Source organism: Nocardiopsis ganjiahuensis DSM 45031 (genome assembly GCF_000341085.1).
GTDB classification, from domain to species: Bacteria; Actinomycetota; Actinomycetes; order Streptosporangiales; family Streptosporangiaceae; genus Nocardiopsis; species Nocardiopsis ganjiahuensis.
In genome coordinates, this window is the sequence record NZ_ANBA01000013.1 from 1 (window position 1) to 22,880 (window position 22,880).

Annotated in this window: 20 protein-coding genes; 13 read left to right on the forward strand and 7 right to left on the reverse strand. The window is 71.6% G+C overall.

What is annotated here, in order from left to right; translation table 11 throughout:
• Positions 1–911 precede the first annotated feature (911 nt).
• On the forward strand, positions 912–2,198 hold the full coding sequence (locus tag D458_RS0117905) for a citrate synthase (RefSeq protein ID WP_017588127.1): 1,287 nt from the start codon (positions 912–914) through the stop codon (positions 2,196–2,198).
• A gap of 232 nt (positions 2,199–2,430) precedes the next feature.
• Positions 2,431–3,321, forward strand: coding sequence for a DUF308 domain-containing protein (locus D458_RS0117910; RefSeq protein ID WP_026119424.1), 891 nt, complete (start codon positions 2,431–2,433; stop codon positions 3,319–3,321).
• Between the two features lie 46 nt (positions 3,322–3,367).
• Here the strand turns inward: D458_RS0117910 and D458_RS0117915 are convergent, their stop codons facing one another.
• Entirely contained in the window at positions 3,368–3,685 is a 318-nt protein-coding gene (locus tag D458_RS0117915) for an antibiotic biosynthesis monooxygenase (protein WP_026119425.1), read from the reverse strand.
• 214 nt (positions 3,686–3,899) lie between these two features.
• On the opposite strand from D458_RS0117915, the gene D458_RS0117920 reads away from it, so the two are divergent.
• Positions 3,900–5,075, forward strand: coding sequence for a macrolide family glycosyltransferase (locus D458_RS0117920; RefSeq protein ID WP_017588130.1), 1,176 nt, complete (start codon positions 3,900–3,902; stop codon positions 5,073–5,075).
• 127 nt (positions 5,076–5,202) lie between these two features.
• Complete coding sequence (locus D458_RS0117925) at positions 5,203–5,742, forward strand: AAA family ATPase (RefSeq protein ID WP_017588131.1); 540 nt, start codon at positions 5,203–5,205, stop codon at positions 5,740–5,742.
• 20 nt (positions 5,743–5,762) lie between these two features.
• On the opposite strand, the gene D458_RS0117930 is transcribed toward D458_RS0117925, so the two are convergent.
• Positions 5,763–5,960: a helix-hairpin-helix domain-containing protein gene (locus D458_RS0117930; protein WP_026119427.1), complete on the reverse strand. Its 198-nt coding sequence runs from the start codon at positions 5,958–5,960 to the stop codon at positions 5,763–5,765.
• A 219-nt stretch (positions 5,961–6,179) separates the two neighbouring features.
• Between D458_RS0117930 and D458_RS0117935 the strand changes: the two genes are divergently transcribed.
• The 8 genes from D458_RS0117935 (at position 6,180) to D458_RS0117970 (ending at position 16,404) form a co-directional block, all read left to right on the forward strand.
• Positions 6,180–7,436 (forward strand): hypothetical protein, encoded by a 1,257-nt coding sequence (locus tag D458_RS0117935; RefSeq protein ID WP_017588133.1) that lies wholly within the window; start codon positions 6,180–6,182, stop codon positions 7,434–7,436.
• Positions 7,433–10,135, forward strand: a complete 2,703-nt coding sequence (locus D458_RS0117940) for a serine/threonine-protein kinase (RefSeq protein WP_239647996.1) — start codon at positions 7,433–7,435, stop codon at positions 10,133–10,135. Before D458_RS0117935 ends, D458_RS0117940 begins: the two co-directional genes overlap by 4 nt.
• Positions 10,136–10,152: 17 nt before the next feature.
• Complete coding sequence (locus D458_RS0117945; protein ID WP_017588135.1) at positions 10,153–11,550, forward strand: PP2C family protein-serine/threonine phosphatase; 1,398 nt, start codon at positions 10,153–10,155, stop codon at positions 11,548–11,550.
• Positions 11,534–12,883, forward strand: a complete 1,350-nt coding sequence (locus D458_RS0117950; RefSeq protein ID WP_017588136.1) for a VWA domain-containing protein — start codon at positions 11,534–11,536, stop codon at positions 12,881–12,883. Before D458_RS0117945 ends, D458_RS0117950 begins: the two co-directional genes overlap by 17 nt.
• A gap of 9 nt (positions 12,884–12,892) precedes the next feature.
• Entirely contained in the window at positions 12,893–13,558 is a 666-nt protein-coding gene (locus D458_RS0117955; protein ID WP_017588137.1) for an FHA domain-containing protein, read from the forward strand.
• A gap of 9 nt (positions 13,559–13,567) precedes the next feature.
• Positions 13,568–15,085, forward strand: coding sequence for a hypothetical protein (locus tag D458_RS0117960; protein WP_017588138.1), 1,518 nt, complete (start codon positions 13,568–13,570; stop codon positions 15,083–15,085).
• Between the two features lie 24 nt (positions 15,086–15,109).
• Positions 15,110–15,937 carry a transporter substrate-binding domain-containing protein gene (locus D458_RS0117965; RefSeq protein ID WP_026119430.1) on the forward strand — a complete coding sequence of 276 codons (828 nt, stop codon included), beginning with the start codon at positions 15,110–15,112 and terminating at the stop codon, positions 15,935–15,937.
• A 167-nt stretch (positions 15,938–16,104) separates the two neighbouring features.
• Entirely contained in the window at positions 16,105–16,404 is a 300-nt protein-coding gene (locus D458_RS0117970; protein WP_017588140.1) for a DUF6221 family protein, read from the forward strand.
• Between the two features lie 35 nt (positions 16,405–16,439).
• Here D458_RS0117970 and D458_RS0117975 read toward each other — a convergent pair whose 3' ends face one another.
• Together D458_RS0117975 and idi are read right to left on the reverse strand one after the other, a co-directional pair.
• Positions 16,440–17,135 (reverse strand): HAD family hydrolase, encoded by a 696-nt coding sequence (locus D458_RS0117975; protein WP_017588141.1) that lies wholly within the window; start codon positions 17,133–17,135, stop codon positions 16,440–16,442.
• Positions 17,136–17,209: 74 nt separating this feature from the next.
• Positions 17,210–17,755 carry an isopentenyl-diphosphate Delta-isomerase gene (gene idi, locus D458_RS0117980; protein ID WP_017588142.1) on the reverse strand — a complete coding sequence of 182 codons (546 nt, stop codon included), beginning with the start codon at positions 17,753–17,755 and terminating at the stop codon, positions 17,210–17,212.
• A gap of 181 nt (positions 17,756–17,936) precedes the next feature.
• Between idi and D458_RS0117985 the strand changes: the two genes are divergently transcribed.
• Positions 17,937–19,472, forward strand: a complete 1,536-nt coding sequence (locus D458_RS0117985) for an SDR family oxidoreductase (RefSeq protein ID WP_017588143.1) — start codon at positions 17,937–17,939, stop codon at positions 19,470–19,472.
• Between the two features lie 49 nt (positions 19,473–19,521).
• On the opposite strand, the gene D458_RS0117990 is transcribed toward D458_RS0117985, so the two are convergent.
• From D458_RS0117990 to D458_RS0118000, 3 genes are all read right to left on the reverse strand, one after another.
• Complete coding sequence (locus D458_RS0117990; protein ID WP_017588144.1) at positions 19,522–20,535, reverse strand: zinc-binding dehydrogenase; 1,014 nt, start codon at positions 20,533–20,535, stop codon at positions 19,522–19,524.
• Positions 20,536–20,717: 182 nt separating this feature from the next.
• Complete coding sequence (locus D458_RS0117995) at positions 20,718–21,392, reverse strand: response regulator (RefSeq protein ID WP_017588145.1); 675 nt, start codon at positions 21,390–21,392, stop codon at positions 20,718–20,720.
• The gene (locus D458_RS0118000; RefSeq protein WP_017588146.1) at positions 21,389–22,624 is read right to left on the reverse strand and encodes a sensor histidine kinase; all 1,236 of its coding nucleotides are present in this window, start codon (positions 22,622–22,624) and stop codon (positions 21,389–21,391) included. The genes D458_RS0117995 and D458_RS0118000 overlap by 4 nt, the downstream gene beginning before the upstream one ends.
• Positions 22,625–22,880 lie beyond the last annotated feature (256 nt).

A 22,880-nucleotide genomic window follows, 5' to 3' on the forward strand; every position in this document is an offset into this window, starting at 1 on the left:
CTGGTGCACAACAAGTGGCGGTTGCGGGTGATCGAGCGGGACCACCCGTCCCTGTTCATGGAGGCCCTGCTCGCCGGCGGCGTCGAGGAGGAGTAACCGTCGGAGCGGGCCGTCCCTGGTCAGCCCGTTCGCGGTTAAGTCACCGGCCCGCCACGGCGTCCGGATTTTCCGGCAAAGCCCGTTCGCATTGTTTACCCCGAGTGAATAGCAGTCACCCGCTGTCGACTTCGGTTCTGTTCGGCGGGTCGAATGGCGTCCCCCTTCGGGGTTGTCGGCCAGGGGCCGCCCGGAAGGGGTGGGCGCGGGCTCCGTCACGTGTGTGAACTCTCGTGCCCGGGGCACATACCCAGGTCCCTGGAGCGGCAGGGAAGGGTGCTCAGAGGTAGGCCCGGGGGCGGCGGAAGCCGTGGCAGAGGCCAAGATCACCGAGTCGAGGGCACCCCGCGTCAACCCTTGTGATCAGGGCGAAGGTAACCTGATGACAGGCCGCTAGGGCGTGTTCGAACACCTGGCCGCACCGGGCTCCGTTCGGGATTGTCCGCATCTGTGAAGTGCGGGCCGAAGAGGTGGGCCGGAGCGGATTCCGCAGGGGTCCGGCGCGCCCAGGGGACCGGTTCAGGAGGCGTGGACCGGCAACGGGAGAACCCCGTCGCCGTCCTTGACGTCTCAGGGCGATCACGGCGTTATCGACGTTCGGCAAAGTCTGTAAATCTTCACTGTGCGGTAATTCTGATCACGTCTGGGTATGTGTTGCATGTCACCTGTTCGTGAATCGGTGAAACTTATATGATTTTGCTTAACAGTCGTTTAACAAAACAGAACAATAACGAGTGAATCAAGAACGTGGCGGCGGATCGCCCCGCGTCTGACGCACCTCACGTATCCCCCGCCTGGAAAGGTTGACCTCGGGCATGAGCGATGACAAAGAGCGCACGGTGGAGCTCCACTACGAGGGCGGCGTGCTGAAGCTGCCGGTTTTCACCGGTACCGAGGGTGAGAGCACCATCGAGCTGAAGACCCTGCTGGGGTCGACCGGTATGACGACCCTGGACCCGGGGTTCGGCAACACCGCTTCGTGCAGCTCGAAGATCACCTATATCGACGGCGCCGCCGGCATCCTGCGTTACCGCGGGTACCCGATCGAGGACCTCGCGGTGCACAGCACCTTCCTGGAGACCGCCTACCTGGTGATCTACGGCGAGCTGCCGGAGCCCGGCCAGCTCAAGGAGTTCTCGGACAAGCTCCGCGACAACTCCGACATCCCGGCCGAGATGGGCGCGTTCATCGACGCGATGCCCCGCAACGGCCACCCCATGGCGCTGATCGCCAGCGCCGTGAACACCCTCGCCGCGTACTACGACGACAGCGTCGACCCGTCCGACGAGAACCAGGTCGAGCTCGCCACGATCCGGCTGATGGCCAAGCTGCCGACGATCGCGGCCCGCATCTACCGCAACTCGATCGGTGAGACGCCGATCGACCCGGACGCCTCGCTCGACTACGTCGACAACTTCATCCGGATGACCTTCGGCGACAAGGCTCCCACCGGTGAGCTCGGCGAGCTGTTCAACAAGGCCGTCGGCATGCTGCTCGTCCTGCACGCCGACCATGAGCTGAACTGCTCCACCGCCACCGTGCGCGTGGTCGGTTCCTCGCAGGCCGACATCTACGCCAGCGTCGCCTCCGGCGTCAACGCCCTGTCCGGCCCGTCCCACGGCGGCGCCAACCAGGCCGTTCTGGAGATGCTCGAGGAGATCCGCGACTCCGGTATCTCCATCGAGGACTTCCTGGAGAAGGTCAAGGCCCGCGAGATGCGTCTCATGGGCTTCGGCCACCGGGTCTACAAGAACTTCGACCCGCGCAGCAAGGAGATCAAGGTTCTGGCCAGCCAGATCCTCGACCGGCACGAGAACCCCGACGAGCTCTTCGCGCTCGCCCTCAAGCTCGAGGCCGCCGCGCTCCAGGACTCGTACTTCACGGACCGCAAGCTGTACCCGAACGTCGACTTCTACACCGGCGTCATCTACCGCACCATGGGCTTCCCGAGCAACATGTTCACCGTGCTGTTCGCCATCGGCCGCCTGCCCGGCTGGGTCGCCCACTACCGCGAGCAGCTGAACGACCCGGCCTTCCGGATCGCGCGCCCGCGTCAGCACTACATCGGCTCCGCCGAGCGCCGCTACCCCGGTCAGGGCTGACCCTCACCTGAGTACCTCGACCGCCCGCCCACGTCATCGACGAGGGCGGGCGTTCGTGCGTCCGGGGCCGGGGCGGCACGCGCTCAGGAGGTGTGCCCGGTTCCGTACCGGGTGCAGAACCTCCCTTTCCTTGCATTTTGCGTACTTTCTGTCATCGGTGTGCGACGTTGAGGGAAGTTGCAAAGGGCGGACCCGCACACGAGCGGGACCGCACGAGGGAGGGGGCCTGACTATGGTCCGGAACGCATTGGCCGGTGACATGCTCGGAGAGCTGAGCCGGAACTGGTGGGTCGTGGTCCTACGCGGTGTCGCAGCGGTGATCTTCGGCCTGCTCGCTCTCATCTGGCCGGGCATGACCATGGTCGCCCTGGCAGTGGTCTTCGGTGCCTTCGCACTCGTGGACGGTGTCGCACTGGCCTTCACCGCCTACCGCTCGGCGCCGGGGACCCGCATGCCCCTGGCCCTCCAGTCGGGGCTCGCGATCCTCGCGGGCCTGCTCGCCCTGATCTGGCCGATGGCCGCGGTGGTCGCACTCGTCTTCCTGATCGGTGCGTGGGCCGTCGTCACCGGTGTCGCCGAAATCGTCACCGCCGTGCGGCTGCGCGCCCGCATCAGCTCCGAGTGGCTGCTGATCTTCGTCGGTGCCCTCTCGGTCATCTTCGGACTCATGCTGTGGTTCTGGCCGCTGGCGGGTGCCGGGGCCATCGTCCTGGTCGTCGGTGTCTACGCGATCGTGTTCGGTGTGGTCATGGTGGTCGCGGGCTTCCGGCTGCGCGGCGCCGCCGACGAGGCCGTGTCCGCGGAGGAGCGCGGCACGGCGGCCGACGCCGGGGACCTCGGCGGGTCGGGTGAGTCCATGGACGCTGCCGGGGAGAACTCCGGCGCTGCCGCCGACACGACCGCCGGTACGGCCGCCGGGGCGACCGTCGCGGACCCCGAGGCCGGGGAGCGGCCGGTGAGCGCTTTCGACGAGGGTTACGCGGGCGGCTACACCGACGGCTACCGGGGAGGGCCGGGGGAGACCGAACAGAGGCCCGGGGACGCCGAGGACGAGACCGCCGCACCCAGGAGCGGCCGCCACCGGGCTCCGAAGGACAGTCCCGACGACCCGGGCAACCTGTGAGACCGGGCAGCGGTGAGCCCGGGCACCCGTAGGGGGCCGGAGGGCCTCATCCCTCGCTGACGAGGAGGGGGCCGAGCCGGTCGACCTGGCTTCCGGGGACGACCAGCCCGGCCTTCTCCTCCTGCCATGCCAGGAAGTGCGGGGTCAGCCGGTGCGCCGCCAGCGCGGCCTCGTCCGCGAACACCTCGTACACCCAGAAGGCGTGGGGGTCCTCGGGATCGCCGACGACGTCGAAGCGCAGGCAGCCGGGCTCGTCCCGCAGGGCACGGGCGGCGTTGCGGGAGATCCCGGCGAGGAACGCGTCACGGCTGCCGGGCCGGACCCGGATCGAGATGACCAGTGAGACGGGGGAAGCGGAGATGATCCGGCTCCGTTTCGGTAGGGGAAGCCCTGAAAAGCGTTGGACGGCCGTGGGAGGCCTGGTCTAGCGTAGAGGCCATGTACTTCCAGCAACTGATCTACGGCTAGGAGCCCGGCGTCCACGACGCCGCGCGCCGTCCCCAGGGGACCGGCGCCCCTCAGCCCTACCCGTAGACAGAACCTGGAGAAGTACTGTGACCCGTCGCCTTCACATCGCCATGGTCGGGGTCCCCGCCGTGAGCCACGTCCTGCCCAGCCTGGAGATCATCCGTGAGCTGGTCGACCGGGGCCACCGCGTCACCTACGCCAACGACCCCGTGGACCGTGTCGGTGACCTGATCGCCTCGACCGGTGCCGAACTCGTCCCCTTCACGACCACCCTGCCCACCGGGGACGAGGAGTGGACCGACGACCCGATCGAGGGCATGGACATCTTCCTCGACGACGCGATCAACTCCCTTCCCGTCCTGCGCGACTCCTACGGCAACGACCGCCCCGACGTCTTCCTGTACGACATCGGCGGCTACTCCGCGCGGGTCATGGCGATCAACTGGGGAATCCCCTCCGTACAGCTCTCCCCGACCTACGTGGCCTGGGCGGACTACGCGGACACCGTCATGGAGTGGCTGCGCACGCAGCCCGGGGCGGCCGAGCACCACGCCAAGTTCGACTCCTGGCTGGCCGAGAACGGGATCACGGAACTGGACCACTCGAACTTCGCCGGGGTGCCGGAGCGGGCCCTGGCGATGATCCCGCGTGAGATGCAGCCGTACGCCGAGACCGTCTCGGACGCGGTCACGTTCGTGGGGCCCTGCCTCGGCCGGCGTGCGGACCAGGGCGTCTGGACCAGGCCCGAGGGTGCGGAGCGGGTCCTGCTGGTCTCCCTGGGGTCGGCCTACACCAAGCTGCCCGACTTCTACCGCACGTGCCTGAAGGCCTTCGGCGACCTGCCCGGCTGGCACGTGGTGCTCCAGGTCGGCAAGTACGTGAGCGCGGAGGACCTGGGGGAGGTTCCGGGCAACGTCGAGGTCCGCTCCTGGGTGCCGCAGTTGGACATCCTCCGCCAGGCGGACGCCTTCGTCACCCACGCGGGGATGGGCGGTTCCAGCGAGGGCCTGTACACGGCCACGCCGATGATCGCGGTGCCCCAGGCCACCGACCAGTTCGACAACGCCGACCGCCTCCAGGAGATCGGGGTGGCCCGTCGGATCGACACCGGGGACGCCACGGCCGAGACGCTGCGCGCGGCGCTGCTCGAGCTGGCCTCGGACCCGGAGGTGGCCGAGCGCCTGGCCGGGATCAGCGCCCGGCTCCAGGACAGCGGTGCCTCCTACGCGGCCGACCTGATCGAGGCCGAGGCGGTCAGCGCCGCCGAGCGGTCCCGCGTCCGGTAGCCCCGGCGGGCCGGCGGCCCTTCCGCAACACCCTTCACCACCACGGCGGTGCGCCCCACCCCTCGCGGGTGCGGCGCACCGCCGTGCCCCCTCGCGACCGAACCCGAGTCCACCAGGAGGAACAACCATGGATCACCTCGTCGTCGTCACCGGTGGCCCGGGCTCGGGCAAGACGGCACTGATCGACCACCTGGCCGGGCGCGGGTACGGGCGCACGGTCGAGGCGGGGCGGGCGATCATCCGCGACCAGCGGGAGATCGACGGCCCCGGCCTGGCCTGGCGGGACGACGCCCTGTTCGCCGAGCTCATGCTGGCCTGGGACATGCGCTCGCACCGTGAGGCCGCCGGGCACGACGGGCTCGTGTTCTGCGACCGGGGCGTGCCGGACACGGTCGGCTACTTCCTGCTGCGCGGCCTCCCGGTCCCCGGACACGTGCGGGCGGCGACCCGCCGGTTCCGCTACCGCCGCACGGTGTTCGCGGCCCCTCCCTGGCCGGAGATCTTCACCGGGGACACCGAACGCCACCAGTCGCCGGAGGAGGCCGAACGGACCTACGAGGCGATGTGCGCGGCCTACCCCGACTGCGGGTACGAGCTCGTCACCCTGCCCCGGGTACCGGTCGCCGAACGCGCGAGGTTCGTCCTGGACCGCGTCGGGGAGCCCTGAGCCCTCCCGGCCCGGACACGTCAGGCCTCCAGCGACATGCCACGGGCGTTCAGCAGGTCGCTCAGGATGTCGGTCCCCGTCGGTCCCATTCCGTGCAGTTCCAGCAGGTCGCTCTCGCTCACTCCGTCCAGCTGTTCCAACCGTGTGTATCCGGCGTGGGCCAGGGCCCGCTGGGCCGGGGCGCCGATGCCGGGGAACTCTTCGTCTGCTCTGTCCATGTGGTTGTCGTACCCAGTGCATGGGATGCCTGAGATGACGTGTGTGTTGCGGTTGTGGCCGTTCATGGCCGTTCACGGCCGGAAAACGCGTAGTCCCTTGTGGTTCGGGGTGTGCCCGGCCACACTCTTGTCCTAGGTAAAGGGAGAGTGTGCGGTGGGACGGTCCGTCGGGGGGTGATTCGTCAGGTGGCGAGGGCTTCTGGGTCAGGTGTGCCGCCGATGAGCTGGGAGGGCATCGACCACGCGCTCAACCGTGTCCGCGGAGAGGCCGACCGCATCGCGCTCAACCTCGCCGACCTGGACCGACATGTGGGGCACCGGCTGCTCAAGGACGCCGACCTGGTCGGCGAGACCAGGAGCCGATGGGAGCGCGCCTCCTTCCACGTCCACAGGCTGTGGAAGGTGCACGGCGTCTTCGCGGCCGTGGTCGACCGGGCGGTCCGGATCCGTGAGAACGGCGGCGGGGACCCGCAGGGCGAGCTCTCGTTCCTGCTGACGGGCGAGTCCGTCCCCCTTCCCCTGGCCGAACAGCCCCTGCACGAGCGCGGCCTGCTCGACTCCGACACCGAACACGTCTCCCTGGCCGAGGCCACCGCGCGCATGTCCGCCGACTACGAGGAGGCCACGGAGGTCATCTCGGCGGCGGAGACCGCCTGGGACGCCCTGCACCCCAGGCTCGGGGAGCTGGAGGCCATGTGGCAGGAGGTCGGCACCCTCTCGGACCTGGTCGAACTGGGCGAGGAGGAGCACGAGGAACTCCGTGAACGGCTGTTCCGGGTGGGCGAGACCGTCCGCCGCGACCCGCTCGCCCTGGTCGTCGACACCCGCGTCGACACCTCGTCCCTGGACCGCCTCAGAGGGCTCCTGGACCGGACCAGGGGCGAACTCCGCGACGCGCTGCGGATGCGCGACTCCTACACCGAGAGCGTCGAGCGCCTGGTCTCGGCCATCGACGACGTCGAGCAGGTCGTCCGGCGCGCCCGGGAACTGCGCGCCCGGGTCGTCGCGAAGGTCTCCTCCCCGCCGGCCGTGGACGTCCCCGACCCGGTCCCGGATCTGCGCGACGCGGTGAAGGAGATGGACGTCCTGCGCTCCCGGGGCGACTGGCGAGGACTGGGCGCCCGGCTGGGACAGATCCAGCACGCCGTCCACCAGGCCCGCGACGACGCGCGCGGACGGGAGCACAACCTGTCCGGGCTCCTCCAGCGCCGGGCCGAGCTCCGCGGCCGGCTGGACGCCTTCCGGGCCCGCGCGGTCCGCCTGGGCCTGGCCGAGCACGAGCGGCTCACCGAACTCCACGGGCGCGCGCACTGGGAACTGTGGAACGCCCCCTGTGACCTGCGGGCAGCCACCGTGGCGCTCTCCGCGTACCAGCGGACGCTCCAGGAACTTTCAGGAACCGAAACCCCGGCGAGCAGAACCACACGGGGAAACGGAGCGTCAGACGGCGAGACTGATGGTGGTGTGAGCAGATGACCAAGTGCACTTCCCCCGGCTGCCAGGGCCAGATCGAGGACGGTTTCTGCGTCGTGTGCGGCCTGGAACCCGTCGAGGCGCGTCCTCCGGTCCCCGGAACGGGTGCCGGGGCGCAGCCGTCCCCCGCGAGTGGTCCGCACCCCGGGTACCGGGGTCCCTCCGGCCCCCAGGCGCCCTCGGGCCAACAGGGTCCCCCGGGGCAGCAGGGGCAACAACCGCCCGCCGGGTACCAGGGAGCGCCCGGACACCAGGGGCCGCCCGCCCCGCGTGCGCCGGGGAGCGGTCCCCAGGGGCAGGGCTTCCCCGGCCCGCCGCCCGGGGTGCCCCAGCAGTGGTCCGGCGTCCGGGGTTCGGGCCCGCAGGCTCCGGCTCAGGGATCAGGCCCCCGGGGGCCGGGTACCCAGGGCTCGGGCCCGCAGAGCTCCCTCGCCTCCGCCTCCACGCCCCCGAGCGGCTCCGGCCCCTCCTCCGCGGGAAGCGGCGGCCCCGACCAGTGGTTCTCCTCCACCCCTTCCACGCGGGACCCTGCGGGCAACGACATGTCCGTGCACTCCCACCCGATCAGCTCGGGCAACATCCGGTTGTCCGGCCGCTCCGGCCCGGGCAGCATCGCCGGATCCATCGGCAGCCCGACCACCGGGACCGGCGGCTCCAGCCGCGGTTCCAAGCGCGGCATGCTGGGCCTGGGCATGGTCCAGGTTCCCCTGGTCCCGGCCCGGGACCCCTCCGAGGCGATCATGACCAACCCGGTCGTGTCGGAGAAGAACCGCTTCTGCGGCAACTGCAGTGAGAAGGTCGGCCGGACCCGCGGTGAGAAGCAGGGCCGCACCGAGGGCTTCTGCCGCCAGTGCGGAACCCAGTTCTCCTTCACCCCCAAGCTGGTCAGGGGGGACATGGTCGGCGGCCAGTACGAGGTGCTCGGCTGCCTGGCCCACGGCGGCCTCGGCTGGATCTACCTGGCCAGGGACCGCAACGTCAACGACCGCTGGGTGGTCCTCAAGGGCCTGCTCAACGCCGGTGACGCCGAAGCGCACAAGGCGGCCGCGGCGGAGCGCGCGTTCCTCTCCGAGGTCGAGCACCCCAACATCGTCAAGATCATCAACTTCTCGCAGCACCCCGACCCGCGCACCGGGATCCCCGGCGGCCACATCGTCATGGAGTACGTGGGCGGCAAGTCCCTGCGGGAGCTGCTCATCGAACGCCGGGAGAACGGGGCCTCGGAGGAGGTCCTCCCGATCGAGCAGGTGATCGCCTACGGCCTGGAGTGCCTGCGCGCCCTCGGCTACCTGCATTCCAAGGGCCTGCTCTACTGCGACTTCAAACCGGACAACGTGATCCAGAGCGAGGAGCTGATCAAGCTCATCGACCTCGGCGGCGTCCGGCGCATGGACGACACGCTCAGCCCCGTCTACACGACCCCCGGCTACCGGGTGCCCGAGGACGAGCTCCGCGGCCCCGGACCCACGGTGAGCGCCGACCTCTACTCGGTGGGCCGCGCCCTGGCCGTGCTCAGCTTCCACTTCAGCTTCATGCGCAAGCACCCGCACAGCATCCCGCCCCGGCACGAGGTGCCCCTGCTCCAGCGGTACGAGTCCTACGACCGCTTCCTGCGCCGGGCCACCAGCCTCGAACCCGAGGCGCGCTTCCACGACGCCGGGGACATGGCCGACCAGCTCACGGGGGTGCTCCGCGAGGTCCTCTCCGAGCAGGAGGGCACCCCGCACCCGGCCGCCTCCGCGCTGTTCGGCGGTGAGAGCTTCGGCAGCGGTTCCACGGGAGGCGCGCACAACGCGGGCCGCCTGCTCAGCCCGCCGTCGCCCACCGAGGCCGCCGGACTGCTGCCCGCTCCGCTCATCGACCCGGCCGACCCGGCCGCCCAGCTCCTGCGCAGCTTCGCGGGTATGCCGCCGGCCGAGCTCATCCCGACCCTGCGCACGGCTCAGTCGCCGACCCCCGAGACCCTGCTGATGCTGGCCCGGGCCCTGATCACGGTCGGACACCACGGCGAGGCCCTGGACGCCCTCCAACAGTTCAGCTCGACGGTCCCCGGCGACTGGCGGACCATGTGGTACCTCGCCGTCGCCGAGCTGAGCACCGGCAGCTTCCAGCAGGCCGGGAACCACTTCGACGAGCTCTACAACCACCTCCCCGGGGAGGTGGCGCCCAAGCTGGGACTGGCCATGGCCTGCGAGCGCATCGGGGATCTCGAGACCGCGGCCCGCCAGTACTCCACGGTGTGGTCCACCGACCACTCCTACGTCAGCGCGGCCTTCGGGCTGGCCCGGATCAGACTGGCCCAGGGCGACCGGGCCGCGGCCATCCAGGTCCTGGACACCGTCCCCGAGCTGTCGAGCCTGTACATCCACGCCCAGACCGCGCTGATCTCCGCGCTCGCCACCGGTGCCACCGACGGCGCCGACTACGTGCGGGCCGGTGAGCGGCTCGGCCGGATCGGGCTGGACAGCGAGTCGGCCGACCGGCTGGCCGCCCGCGTGCTCGAAGCGGCCCTGACCTGGCTCCGCTCGGGCGGCACGCCCCCGAGCGGCCAGCGGCTGCTCGGCGGTGACCTCACCGAGGCGGGTGTCCGCACCAACCTGGAGCGGCGCTACCGGTCCCTGGCCCACCGCGCCAGCCGGACCTCGGAGCGCTACGAGCTCATCGACAAGGCGAACTCCCTACGCCCCGTGACACTGCTGTGAGGATCGAAGGAACGGCGATGACAAAGGTGCGGACCTGCCCTACCTGCGCCGACACGGTGTCAGAGGGAGACGTCTACTGCGAGGGTTGCGGACGGACCCTCCCGCGGGACGCGCGAGCCGAGGCGGACGCGCGGACCGGGACCGGGGAGGCCGGCGAGCCCGACCGCGTTCCCACCGCGCCCCAGGCCGGCCTGTCCGGGGTGTCGCCTGCGGAGGCGGAGACGACGGTGGTCCAACGGCCCGGTCTGACACCGGCCGACGGTGCGCCGACCGCTCCCCAGGTCAGCCTGCACGGTGCCGTCCGCGGCACGGAGGGCGCCGGGGACGCCGGGGAGCCCGAGGAGGTCGAGGACGGACCGGAGTCCGACTGGGACATCGTCGACGCCCAGATCACCCAGCCCGTCCGCCGGGACCCCGTGCCCGCCCGACCCGGACCCGCCGCGCCGCCGCCGGCCAAACTCGTCCCCGACTGGCCGCCGCCCGCCGTGGGCAGCAACCCGGTCGCCGTGGACAACCCCGACCTGTGCGTGTGGTGCCCGGGGAGGGTCGTGGACGGGTACTGCGAGAAGTGCGGTTTCCTCCAGCCCACCGGCCGGGACCACGTCGAGGTGCGCACCGGACGCGCCTTCGGCGTCAGCGACCGGGGCCTGCGGCACAAGCGCAACGAGGACGCGATGGCCATCCGGGTCATCGAGGACGACGCGCCCCGGGCGGCGGGGACCGTCGTGGCGGTCGTCTGCGACGGGGTCTCCAGTTCACCGCGCTCCGACGAGGCCTCCCGGGTCACCGCCGAGACCGGTGCGACCGTGCTCGCCGAACAGATGCGCCAGGGCGCCGACCCGCGTGAGGCCACCGGAGCGGCGATGATCCGCGCCGCCGAGGCGGTCGCGGCGATCGCCGACTCGCCCGCCTCCGCCCCGGCCTGCACCTTCGTGTCCGCCGTGGTGGACCCGGGCACCGGTGCCGTCACGGTCGGCTGGGTGGGTGACAGCCGCGCCTACTGGATCTCCGGAGGGCCCGCCGCCAGCGCCTCGGCCCTGCTCACCAGGGACGACTCCTGGAGTGAGGCCATGGTGCAGATGGGCGCCCTCACCAGGGAGGAAGCGATGCGCTCGGCCAACGCCCACGCGCTCATCGCCTGGATGGGCGCGGACTCGGGGGAGATCGACGCGCACGTCTCGACCGTCACCCCGACCGGCCCCGGCGCCGTCCTGCTGTGCAGCGACGGCCTCTGGAACTACTACCCCGAGGCCCAGGACCTGACCGAAGCGGTACCGGGAGCGACGGGCGCGCCGCTGGAGGCGGCCCGCACCTACGTCAGCCTCGCCCTGAGAGCCGGGGGCAAGGACAACATCACCGTCGTCGTCGTACCAGTGCCCACCGAGCAAGGGGGTCCCCGTGCCGAACAGGACTGACCGCTCCGCCGAGCCCGAGTTCCGCGTCGAGGTCGACCAGAACCCGTACCTGCCCATCGGCGGGACCGAGGTGCACGCCGTCGTGAGCGTGACCTCGAACAGCCCGGTGCTGGTGGGTTCGTCGGTGCGGGCGGCCGAGGTGATCATCATCGACACCTCCGGTTCCATGTACGGCGAGAAGATCAACGCGGCCAAGCAGGCGGCGCGCGCGGCCGTCGAGGCCCTGCGCGACGGGGTCCGGTTCGCCGTGGTGGCCGGGCACCGCGAGGCGGAGATGATCTTCCCCGAGAGCGCCCACCTGGCGGAGGTCGACGACTCGACCCGGGCGGCGGCGCTGGAGGCCGTGGGACGCCTGCGCGCCGACGGCGGCACCCGCATGGGCAGCTGGCTGCTCAAGGCGGCGGAGCTGTTCGACACCGCTGACGACGGCATCAGGCACGCCATCCTGCTCACCGACGGCCAGAACAACGAGATGTCCGACGTCTTCGAGGGGGTGCTCCAGCGGCTCGCGGGCAGGTTCGTGTGCGACTGCCGCGGCGTGGGCACCGACTGGAAGGTGTCGGAGCTGCGCCGGATCGACGCCGCCCTCCTCGGCGGAGGCCCGGGCATCATCGCGGACCCCGCCGACCTCGAGGCGGACTTCAGGGCGATGGCGCAGGCCTCCATGGGCAAGGCGGTGGCCGACGTGGCGCTGCGCCTGTGGACCCCCCGGAACGCCGTGGTGCGCTACGTCAAACAGGTGGCGCCGACCGTCCAGGACCTCAGCGAACGCGCGGTCGAGAGGGTCGCCCAGGCCGGGGACTACCCCACCGGCTCCTGGGGCACGGAGAGTCGTGACTACCACGTCTGCGTGGAGGTGCCGCCGGGCGATCCCGGCCGCCAGCTGCGCGCGGGCTGGGTCCGGGTGGTGATGCCCGGTGAGAACGGCGCCCAGGACCAGGTCCTCGCTTCCGGGAACATCCTCGCCGAGTGGACGTCGGACGAGGTCAGGGCCACCGAGATCAACCCCCGGGTGGCGCACTACACGGGCCAGGTCGAACTGGCCCAGGCGATTCAGGACGGGCTCACCGCCCGCCGCGAGGGAGACGAGGCGACCGCCACCACCAGGCTGGGTCGGGCCGTCGCGCTCGCACACGAGTCGGGCAACGAGGAGACCGCGAAACTCCTCGACCGTGTCGTCGACGTCGTCGACGCGGTCACCGGAACGGTCCGCCTCAAGCCCGGTGTCGACAAGGTCGACGAGATGACCCTCGACACCAACTCGACCCGAACCGTACGGACCCGTCCCCGCCAGAGCGGACCGGGAACCGGCGGTGCCCCCGGACCCGGGTAGGAGGGACCCATGCCGAGTTGCCCTTCAGGGCACCACTCCACGGCCGCCGACTTCTGCGACGTCTGCGGACTGCGCCTCCAGACGCTGTCCGCGACCGTGCAACCAGCCCCCGCCCCCTCCAGACCGAGACCGACGACCCGCGGAGGCCCGTGCCCGGAGTGCGGCACGTCCCGGGCCGGCCGTTTCTGCGAGGAGTGCGGCTACGACTTCGCCTCGCAGTCGGGCAGCCACCAGCAGCGGATCTCCGCGCCCGGCAGCGCGCCGATCGGTGTGCGCTGGAGGGCGATCGTCGCGGCCGACCCCGCCTACTACCAGTACATGGTCGACCAGGGGATGCTCGACCCGAAGCAGATCAGTTTCCCAGCGGGAGGCCGGCAGCGCAGGGTGACGCTCCAGGGCGACCGGGTGCACATCGGACGGCGCAGCAGGTCCAAGGGGTTCACGCCCGAGATCGACCTGGGCGGGCCCGGTGGAGACCCCGCGATCTCCCACATCCACGCGATCCTGCTGGCCCGCCCGGGCGACACCTGGTCGGTCGTCGATCCGGGATCGACCAACGGCACCACGATCAACGGGACGGCCAACCCCATCGCCCACAACGTGGAGGTTCCCCTGAATGACAGTGACCGGATCTACGTCGGCGCATGGACCGTCGTCATCCTCCAGAAGGGGTGAACCCCGTTGATGCCCCCCAACTCGGACCAGCTGGCAGGGAGCCCGGAACCGGGTGCCTCCTCGCTGCCGCCCCCCGTTCCCGCCGGACGTATCCGCGCCTGGTGGCCGCGCGTGCGCGCCTCGATGCGGACCACGCCCACCCGGGTGTGGGCTCTGTCGATCCTGTGCGCGCTGACCATCACGGGCCTGTTCGGTTCCGCGACGGTCACGCTCAACCAGGCCCGTGACGGGCTCCACGTCCTGGGCCGGGACGCCGGTCCGCAGGCCATGGCCACGACCGAGCTGTACCTGTCACTGGCCGAAATGGACGCCAGCGTGGCGGACGTCCTGCTCATGGGAACCGACCACGACCTCGGCTCCGGGCGCCAGGCGGCCCTGGACCGCTACGACACCAGCCGGACCGAGGCCAACGCGGCTCTGCTCCAGGCGGCGTCCCTCACCGAGGGCGACACCGTCGAGGAGCTCAACGTCCAGGCGGTCCTGGACGGCATGGGCGCCTACGACCAGAAGGTCAGCGAGGCGCGCCTGCTCAACGACGAGGCCCAGGCCCCGCCGGGGGAGGTGGACCCCGAAGCCCTGGAGGCGTACCGGGAGGCCACCCAGCTGATGCACACCGAGCTCATGCCCAAGGCGTTCAACCTGGGGCTGGACTCCTCGGCGATCGTGCGCGCCAACCACGAGGCCGGACAGTCCTCGGTGGCGCTCGGTCTCGTGTGGGTCGGCGTGGTGGGTGCGGCGACCGTGGCCGCGCTCATCGGGCTGCAGCTCTACCTCCGGGTGCGGTTCCGCCGCCGCTTCAACGCCCCGCTCCTGGCCGCGACGGCCGGGACGGTGGTGCTGACCCTCGGCGTCATCCTGGCGCTGAACAGCAGCGGGACCCACCAGAGCGAGGCCAGGAACGAAGGGCTGGCCGCCGCGATGGCGCTGGCCCGGGCCGGGGCGATCGCGACCGACATGCAGGCGGACCAGAGCCGCTACCTCGCGGACGAGGACCTCGCGGACAACTACCAGCAGGTCTACCTGGAGCGGGCGCAGCAGGTGCTGTTCCGCCCGGCCAGCACGTTGACGGACTACTACGAGGCGGTCGGTGAGGTCCCGGACGCCTATCCGGAACTGCCGGGGTCGAACGGGGAGGACCCCGACGACCCGGGCACCCTGGGCTACCTGGGAGAGAGCGCACAGGACTCGCTGCTGCAGGGGGAGGAGGACTCCCTCGCCGAGGTGCTCACCGCCTACAGCGCGCTCCAGGAGGAGGACCAGCGGATGCGCGCGGCGGCGGAGAGCGGTGACCTGGCCGGGGCGATCGACATCCGGATGGGGGTGGCCGACACCGAGGACGGGGTCTTCCGCGTCTACACGGATGCCCTGGGCGGGTTGATCGAACTGCATCGGGACGCGTTCACCGCCGGGATCGAGCGCGGCGACGCCGTGCTGTCCCCGTGGTCCTGGGGGTTGCCGGTCGGTGCCCTCGTCCTGTTCGCGCTGGTGGTGGCCGGGGTCCGTCCCCGACTCGCCGAGTACCGCTGACCCCGAGAGACAAGGAACAGGCCGATGTGGTTTCGACACCGTCGCGGCGTGGCCGCGGCAGCTCTGGGCTCCGTGGTGGTGATGGCGCTGTCCGCCTGCTCGGGGGAGCGGGCGGAGTCCCTGGTCGACGCGGACTCGCTGACGATCGGGGTCAAGGCCGACCAGCCCGGACTGGGGCTGGACGAGGGCGGCGAACTGGTCGGGTTCGACGTGGACGTGGCGAACTACGTCGCCGCGCACCTCGGGATCGACGAGGTGGAGTTCGTACCCATCACCTCCGCCGAGCGCGAGGAGAAGCTGGTCAGCGGTGAGGTGGACATGGTGGTGGCGACCTACTCCATCACCCCCGCGCGCAAGACCGAGGTGACCTTCGGCGGCCCGTACTACGTGGCCAAGCAGGACATCCTGGTGCGCGCCGACGAGGAGGAGGTGGCGAGCGTGCGCGACCTGGAGGGCCGCAGCGTCTGCCAGGGCGCGGGCTCCAACTCGGCCAACCGCATCACCGACGGCCTCGGCATCGACGTGCGGGAGCTCCAGGAGGCGGAGAGCTACAGCGCCTGCATCGAGCGGCTGAGCGACGGCACGGTGGACGCGGTGTCCACCGACAACCTGATCCTCGCCGGGTTCCTGGCCGAGGACCCCGACTCGTTCCGGTTCGTGAACAACCCGTTCACCGACGAGAAGTACGGAGTGGGCCTGCCGCACGGCGACGTGGCGGCCTGTGAGGCGGTGAACAAGGCGATCAGCGAGATGTACCAGGACGGGACCGCGGCCGGCCTGTTGGAGGAGTGGTTCGGTGAGACCGACCTCGAGGTGGTCGAGAGCGTCCCGCAGTTCGAGGGGTGTGACTAGGACGGCGCGAGAAGCAGGTGAGGGAGCCCGGGTGCCCGGTGTGACGGCTGGGGACACCGGGCGGTTTCCACCCGGATCGGCGGGGTTCTCCGGGTGGCCCAAGCGGGTCGAATGGCTGATACTGAACCGTATGTAGGGCATTGGGGGTAGAGAAGAGGAGTTGTCCCTTGACCATCGTCGAGTTCCTGAACGCGCGTTTGGACGAGGACGAACGTGCGTCCAAGGCCGTCCCCGTGGGTTCACGCGGCCGGGAGCGCGCGCTGGCCGAGGTGTCGGCCAAACGCAAGATCGTCCGCGGGTACACCGAGGCGCACACCGCGAGCATGCGCATCCTCGACACCTCCGCGCAGGCGGTGAAGGTCAAGGGGGACCCCTGGTCCGAACTGCTGGCCTGGCGGCTCGCGGTGAAGTACCTGGCCGCCGTCTACCGGGGCCACCCCGAGTACGACCGCACCTGGGAGGACTAGGTCTTGTTCCTTCGAAAGCATCCGCGGAACTCTCCCTAGGCGGGTTCCGGGAGGGCGAGCAGGAGCTCGACGGTCTCGGCCAGGTCCCTGCCCTCGACGTCGGGGCGCGCGAAGACCGACGGGAAGCGCCCCTCCAGGTGCGCCGACCACCCCGTCACCAGCCCCGCCCCGCGGCCGCCCGCCGCGTCCCATCCGTGCGCGGTGACCAGGCCCAACCGGCTCGGGGGAACCCCCAGGGCCCGCGCCGCCGCGAGGTAGGGCTCACGGGCCGGCCGCCACACCCCCGGCGCGTCCCCGTGCCCGGCCGGCGGGCTCTCCAGGGGGAGTCCGGAGCGCTCCAGCAGCAGCCGGACCTCCTCGCCGTCCCCGTGGCCGAGCACCGCCGTCCGCACCCCCGCCCCGCGTGCGGCCTCCAGCGCCGACGCGGCCTCCCGGCGGGGTTCGAGTTGGGTGAGACCGTCGATGATCAGGTCCTCCGCCGCCGGGACGATCTGGTTCCCGGTGATGTCCCGGAGGGAACCCCGGGCGACGTCCCCGAAGGTGCGCGCCTCACCCAGCAGGGACAGCGCGAACGCGTCCCGCAGCAGGTGGTCGCACCACCGGGGCATGAGAACCCGCGGGATCCCGGCCTCGCGGAAGCGCCACTCCAGCGGGCCGAGCGGGAAGAGCGTGTCGAGGACGTCGAAGACCAGGGCCGCGGGACGGACGGGTGCGTGCGGTTGAGGGGGCATGGGGTGCGCTCCAACTCCTGAGGGGTCGGTGCGTACCTACCCCGTCGGAGGCCCGGACGCTCGGATGCCGGACCTCAGGTCCCGGCGGTTCCGGTCTTCGGGCCCCCGGCCGCGGCCAGCTGCGGGATCTGCACGGCGGCCCAGGGGCTGATCACCCAGGGGGTCCGCTCGGCCAGCGCCACCACGTCCGCCCACGGCACCCAGGCGAACTCCGCGATCTCGGCGGGGTCGGGGGCGGGGACGTCCTCGGTCCGGGCCCAGAACACCGGGCAGAACTCGTTCTCCACGATCCCCTCGGCCGACACCGCCCGGTAGCGGAAGTCCGGCAGGGCCTCGGCGACCTCGGTCAGCCCGATCCCCAGTTCCTGGCGGACCCGGCGGCGCACCGCCTCCGCCATGGACTCCTCAGGGGCGGGGTGGCCGCAGCAGCTGTTGGTCCACACCCCGGGCCAGGTGGTCTTTCCCAGCGCCCGGCGGGTGACCAGCACCCGGCCGTCCGGGCCCAGCACGTAGCAGGAGAAGGCCAGGTGCAGCGGGGTGTGCTCCGTGTGCACGGTGGCCTTGTCCGCCACCCCCACGCGCTGGTGATCCTCGTCCAGCAGCACCACGAACTCACGCATCGACTCTCTCCACCGGTCCTTTTCGCTGTGTCGCTCCACCGGTTCCCTTCACCGGACCCTCGCAGCTCCCATGGTCGCCCGTCGCACGGACCGCTTCGCACCGACAGTCCGGTGCCGGAGTGCGCATAAAGTTCCTGAGGGCCCGGCAAGGCGGCCATCGGAACAGCGGCGGGATGCGGTGATGACGGAAACGGTGACGCGGTCGACGGTCGACGGGATCGACCCGGACAGGCTTCGGGTGTGCCTGGAGGTGCTGGCCGAGGCTGAGGGCCTGCCCATCGACCACGACGACTCCAAGACCCTCCAGCGGGGCACCGCCCGGTTGTTCAAGGCGCTCAAGGAACGGCGGCGCAAGGAGCGCAACGCCGCCCGGAGGGCCCACGACGAGGCGGTGTTCGCGGCCACGGCCACGGCCGCGCCGGACCGGATCGACGACGAGACCAACGGCCGCGCCCTGACCAGTCGCGCCCTGGCCGCCGACGGGGACGGCGCGGCGGCGGAGACCGGTGCGGAGGAGACGGACACCACCGGAGGCGAGGGCAGGCAGCTCGCCGGTGTCCTGCGCAAGGCCCGCCCCTGCTACGTCTGCAAGCAGAAGTACAACGAGGTCGACGCCTTCTACCACCAGCTCTGCCCGGAGTGCGCCGCCTTCAACCGGCAGCGCCGCGAGGCCCGCACGGACCTCACCGGGCGGCGCGCCCTGCTCACCGGCGGCCGGGCCAAGATCGGCATGTACATCGCGCTGCGTCTGCTGCGCGACGGCGCCCACACCACGATCACCACGCGTTTCCCCAACGACGCCGTGCGCCGGTTCGCCGCGATGCCCGACAGCGACGAGTGGATGCACCGCCTGAGCGTGGTCGGCATCGACCTGCGCGACCCCGGCCAGGTGGTGCGGCTGGCCGACTCGGTGGTCGAGCAGGGACCGCTGGACATCCTCATCAACAACGCCGCGCAGACCGTCCGCCGGTCTCCGGGCTCCTACGCGCCGCTGATCGCGGCCGAGGCCCAGCCGCTGACTGGGGAGGGCCTGCCCGAACCCCTGGTGCTCGGCGGGGTCCGGCCCCGGGAGCTGGAGGGCGCCGCCGAGTCCGAGGTGGCCGAGGCCGCCCCGCACACGCTGACCCCCGAGATGCTCACGTCGCTGGCGCTGACCACCGGCGCGGCCCACCCGGACCGGATCCGCGAGGGCGGGGCGATCGACGCGGGCGGTCTGGTGCCGGACCTGGCGCCGGTCAACAGCTGGACCCAGAAGATCGGCGGGATCGACCCCGTCGAGATGCTGGAGGTACAGCTGTGCAACGTGAGCGCGCCCTTCCTGCTGGTGGACCGGCTGCGTCCGGCGATGGCCGCGTCTCCCGCGCGGCGTACCTACATCGTCAACGTCTCCGCGATGGAAGGCGTGTTCGGCCGCGGGTACAAGGGCCCCGGCCACCCGCACACCAACATGGCCAAGGCCTCGCTGAACATGCTCACCCGGACCAGCGCCGAGGAGATGCTGGAGTCCGACGGCATCCTCATGACCAGTGTGGACACGGGGTGGATCACCGACGAGCGGCCGCACCCGGACAAGGAGCGGATGGCCGAGGCCGGGTTCCACGCACCGCTGGACCTGGAGGACGGGGCCGCCCGCGTGTACGACCCCATCGTCCGCGGCGAACTCGGCGAGGACCTGCACGGCTGCTTCCTCAAGGACTACCAGCCCTCGAACTGGTAGTCAGCGGGCGCGGAACGGCCCGGTGAACGGCCCGGGGGCACGCCCCGGGTCAGGGCTGGAGGACCAGGCGGACCGGGGATCCGGTCCGCCTCTCCAACTGCTCCACGGCCTTGGGCGCGTCCTCCAGGGTGAACGTGCCGCTGACGGAGCGGCTGAACTCCAGGCGGCCCGCCCGCACCAGGTCCACCAGCTGGGTCACGTGCTCGGGCTCCGAGCCGTAGTGGCCGAGGATCTGCTGCCGCAGGTAGCTGAACCGGGTGCCGTCCCTGACCTCCAACGGCTTGTCGGTCAGGCCGACCAGCACCAGGCGGCCGTGCTCGCCGAGCACCTGGACCGCCTGGTCGCGTACGACCGGCACCCCGGCGAAGTCGAAGGCGGCGTCGAGGCCGCGGCCGTGGGTGAGCTGGCCGATCCGGGTGAGGAAGTCCGGGGCCGTGGAGTCCAGGGCGACGTCCGCCCCGTACTCCAGGGCCCGCGCACGGGCGTGTTCGTCGGGGTCGGCCGCGATGATCGGGGCGGCGCCGACCATCCTCAGGAGCTGGACGGCGTGCGCGCCCAGGCCGCCCGCGCCCCACACGCACACGGCCTCGGCCGGGCGGACGTCCCCCGTGGTGGTCACCGCGGCCCACGGCGTGGAGACGGCGTCGGGGATGATCGCGGCCTGCTCGAAGGACAGCTCGTCCGGGATCGGGACCAGGGTCTCCTCAGCGGCCAGCGCGTACTCGGCCCAGCCGCCGTCGTAGTCCACCCCCCGGGTGAGCACGCGCCCGTGCCGGTCATGCTCACCGGCCTGGAGTGCCACCCGTTCGCCGACCTCGGCGTCGAACACCCCGGGCCCCACCTCCTCGACGACCCCGGACACCTCGTGCCCCAGGGTGACCGTGTCGCCCTTCAGGTGAAGAGGGCTCAGGGTGCCGTCGATGAGGTGGATGTCGGACAGGCACACACCCGCGGCCCTGACCCGGACGAGGACCTGTCCCTGGCCGGGGGAGGGCTTGGGGACGTCGGTGACCTGGAGGGTTCGGTCGGTGATGTTCAGCCGGGCCGCACGCATGGTGGCCATAGGTCATTCCTCGCAGTCGTGTCGTTGGCGCCCATTTCCTCACCGATCATCACGCTTGGTGCGGGTGTGTGGAGGCGGACGACACGGGCGATACGGGTCAGAACCCGCTCACTTTTTCGTCAAGCAGGCAGGGGATTCAGGGTGATACGGGCGGAATGCGGCGTCGGGTCGGGGGAGCGCTCTCAGTCCATGAGCCCGCTCTGGTAGGCCCAGGCGGCGACCTCCACCCGGTTGCGGGCGCCCAGTTTCTCCTGGACCCGGGCCAGGTGCGTCTTGACCGTGCTCACGGTCACGTGCAGTTCGGCCGCGGCCTCGGTGTTGGTCAGCCCGCGCGCCACCGTGCGCACGGTGTCCAGTTCGCGCGCGGTCAGTCCGGAACCGGAGTGGCCCCGCCGGGGAGCCCGGGCCGCGGAGTAGTGCCGGAGCAGGCGCACCGTGATCTGCGGTGAGACCATCGCGTCCCCGCGCGCGGCGGCCCGCACCGCCTCGATCAGCAGCGCGGGGCCCGCGTCCTTGAGCAGGAACCCGACCGCTCCGCCGGTCAGCGCCGCGTGCACGTACTCGTCCAGGTCGAAGGTGGTCACCACGACCACCCGGAGCGGGTCCGCGAGCCCCGGGCCGGCCAGCCGCCGGGTCGCCTCCAGACCGTCGATCCCGGGCATCCGGATGTCCATGAGCACCACGTCCGGGCGCAGCCGCTCGGCCAGCCGGACCGCCTCCAGGCCGTCACCGGCCTCCCCGACCACCGAGATCCCGTCCTCGGCGTCGAGTATGTAGCGGAAACCCGTCCTGACCATCTGCTGGTCGTCGGCGAGCAGTACCCGGACCGTCTCACCCGTCGTCGTCCCTGTCGTCAACCCCGGCCGTCCCCTCCGCGCTGGGCGGGGATCGTTCCCCGCACCGTCCAACCCTGCCCCATGCGGTCCGGTCCGGCGGTCAGATCGCCGCCGAGGAGCCGGGCGCGTTCGGTCATGCCGGTCAGTCCGTGGCCGCCGCCCACCGAGAGACCGGTGCCCCGGCCGTCGTCGACGACCCGGATCCCGACCTCGTCCTCCTCGGCCGTCACCACCACGCTCACCCGGGTGGCGCCCCGGGCGTAGCGCAGCGCGTTGGTCACCGACTCCTGGACGATCCGCAGCACCGCCGTACCGACCTCCGGTGGCAGGTCCGCGACCGGACCGGCCACGTGCACCGTCACCTCGGGCCGCCCGGGGCCGGCCGGGGCGGCGAGCGCGTCCAGGCCCTCGGCGGGTCCGGGGGCCAGCGGGGCCTCATCCGGTTCGCGGAGCCGGGCGACCATCCCCCGCATGGACTCCAGGGCCCGGGTGCCCGCCGCCTCGATCTCCGGCAGGGCCTCCTGGACGGCCGCCGGGTCGCGTTCGGCGATGTGGCGCAGGGCCTGGGCCTGCACGACGATCCCGGTGACCTCGTGGGCCACCACGTCGTGCAGGTCGCGGGCGATGGCCAGCCGCTCCGCCGCGCGGACCCGCTCCACGCGGGCCTCCTGGTCGGCCCTGCGCCAGCGCAGGTACAGGCCGGGGGCCAGACCCGCCACGACCATCAGCAGCCAGCTGGAGAGGTAGAGACCGGTGGGTTCGCGGAGGTAGTCGGAGGAGAAGGCGGCCAGAGCCAGTACCGACACCGCGGCGACCTGCCAGGCGCGGCAGCGTAGCCCGGCCAGGGCCAGGAGCACGAGCAGCCCGGCCGTCTCGGCCATGGTGGTCGGGAAACCGAACAGCCCCTTGGGCAGGGGCCACAGCAGCGCCGACACGACCATGACGGACACCGGCACGGCGGTCCCGGCGGCCAGCGTCGCCCAGGGTCCGGCCGAGGGCCGGACAGCCAGGGCGACGAACACGACGCAGAGCGCGCCCGAGACGCATCCGGCCAGGTCCATCGGGGAGGACGGCGGCCCCGGCCACTCCGGGATCGAGGGGATCCGCAGCGCCGTCCGCAGGTCCAGAAGCCACAGGACGAGCATCGCTCCGGTCAGGCCGAGGGCCACGAGCCGGGCCGGCTCCCGAGGGCTGCCGCCCACGGAGGTGAAGAGCCTGCTCAGGGCCGCGGGCAGGCCGGTGGAGTGGAACATGCCGACCAGGCTAGACCGCGGCCCCCGCGGCGGGCATCGGTCAAAGGGACGACTCGCGGAGCAGCCGCGCGGTGCCGGGGTCGGCGGGCAGGAAGGTCTCGACGGCCGGACCGGCCACGGTGGCGTCCACGGCGGTGCCGAAGGCCGCGACGGTGCTGAGGAGGGTGAGACCACAGGCAAGGGGAGCGGATCGGGGAGTGCGGTCGCGGGTCCCGTCGGGGCCCGGGGGCGCTCACAGGGTCGGCCAGGGGGTCGC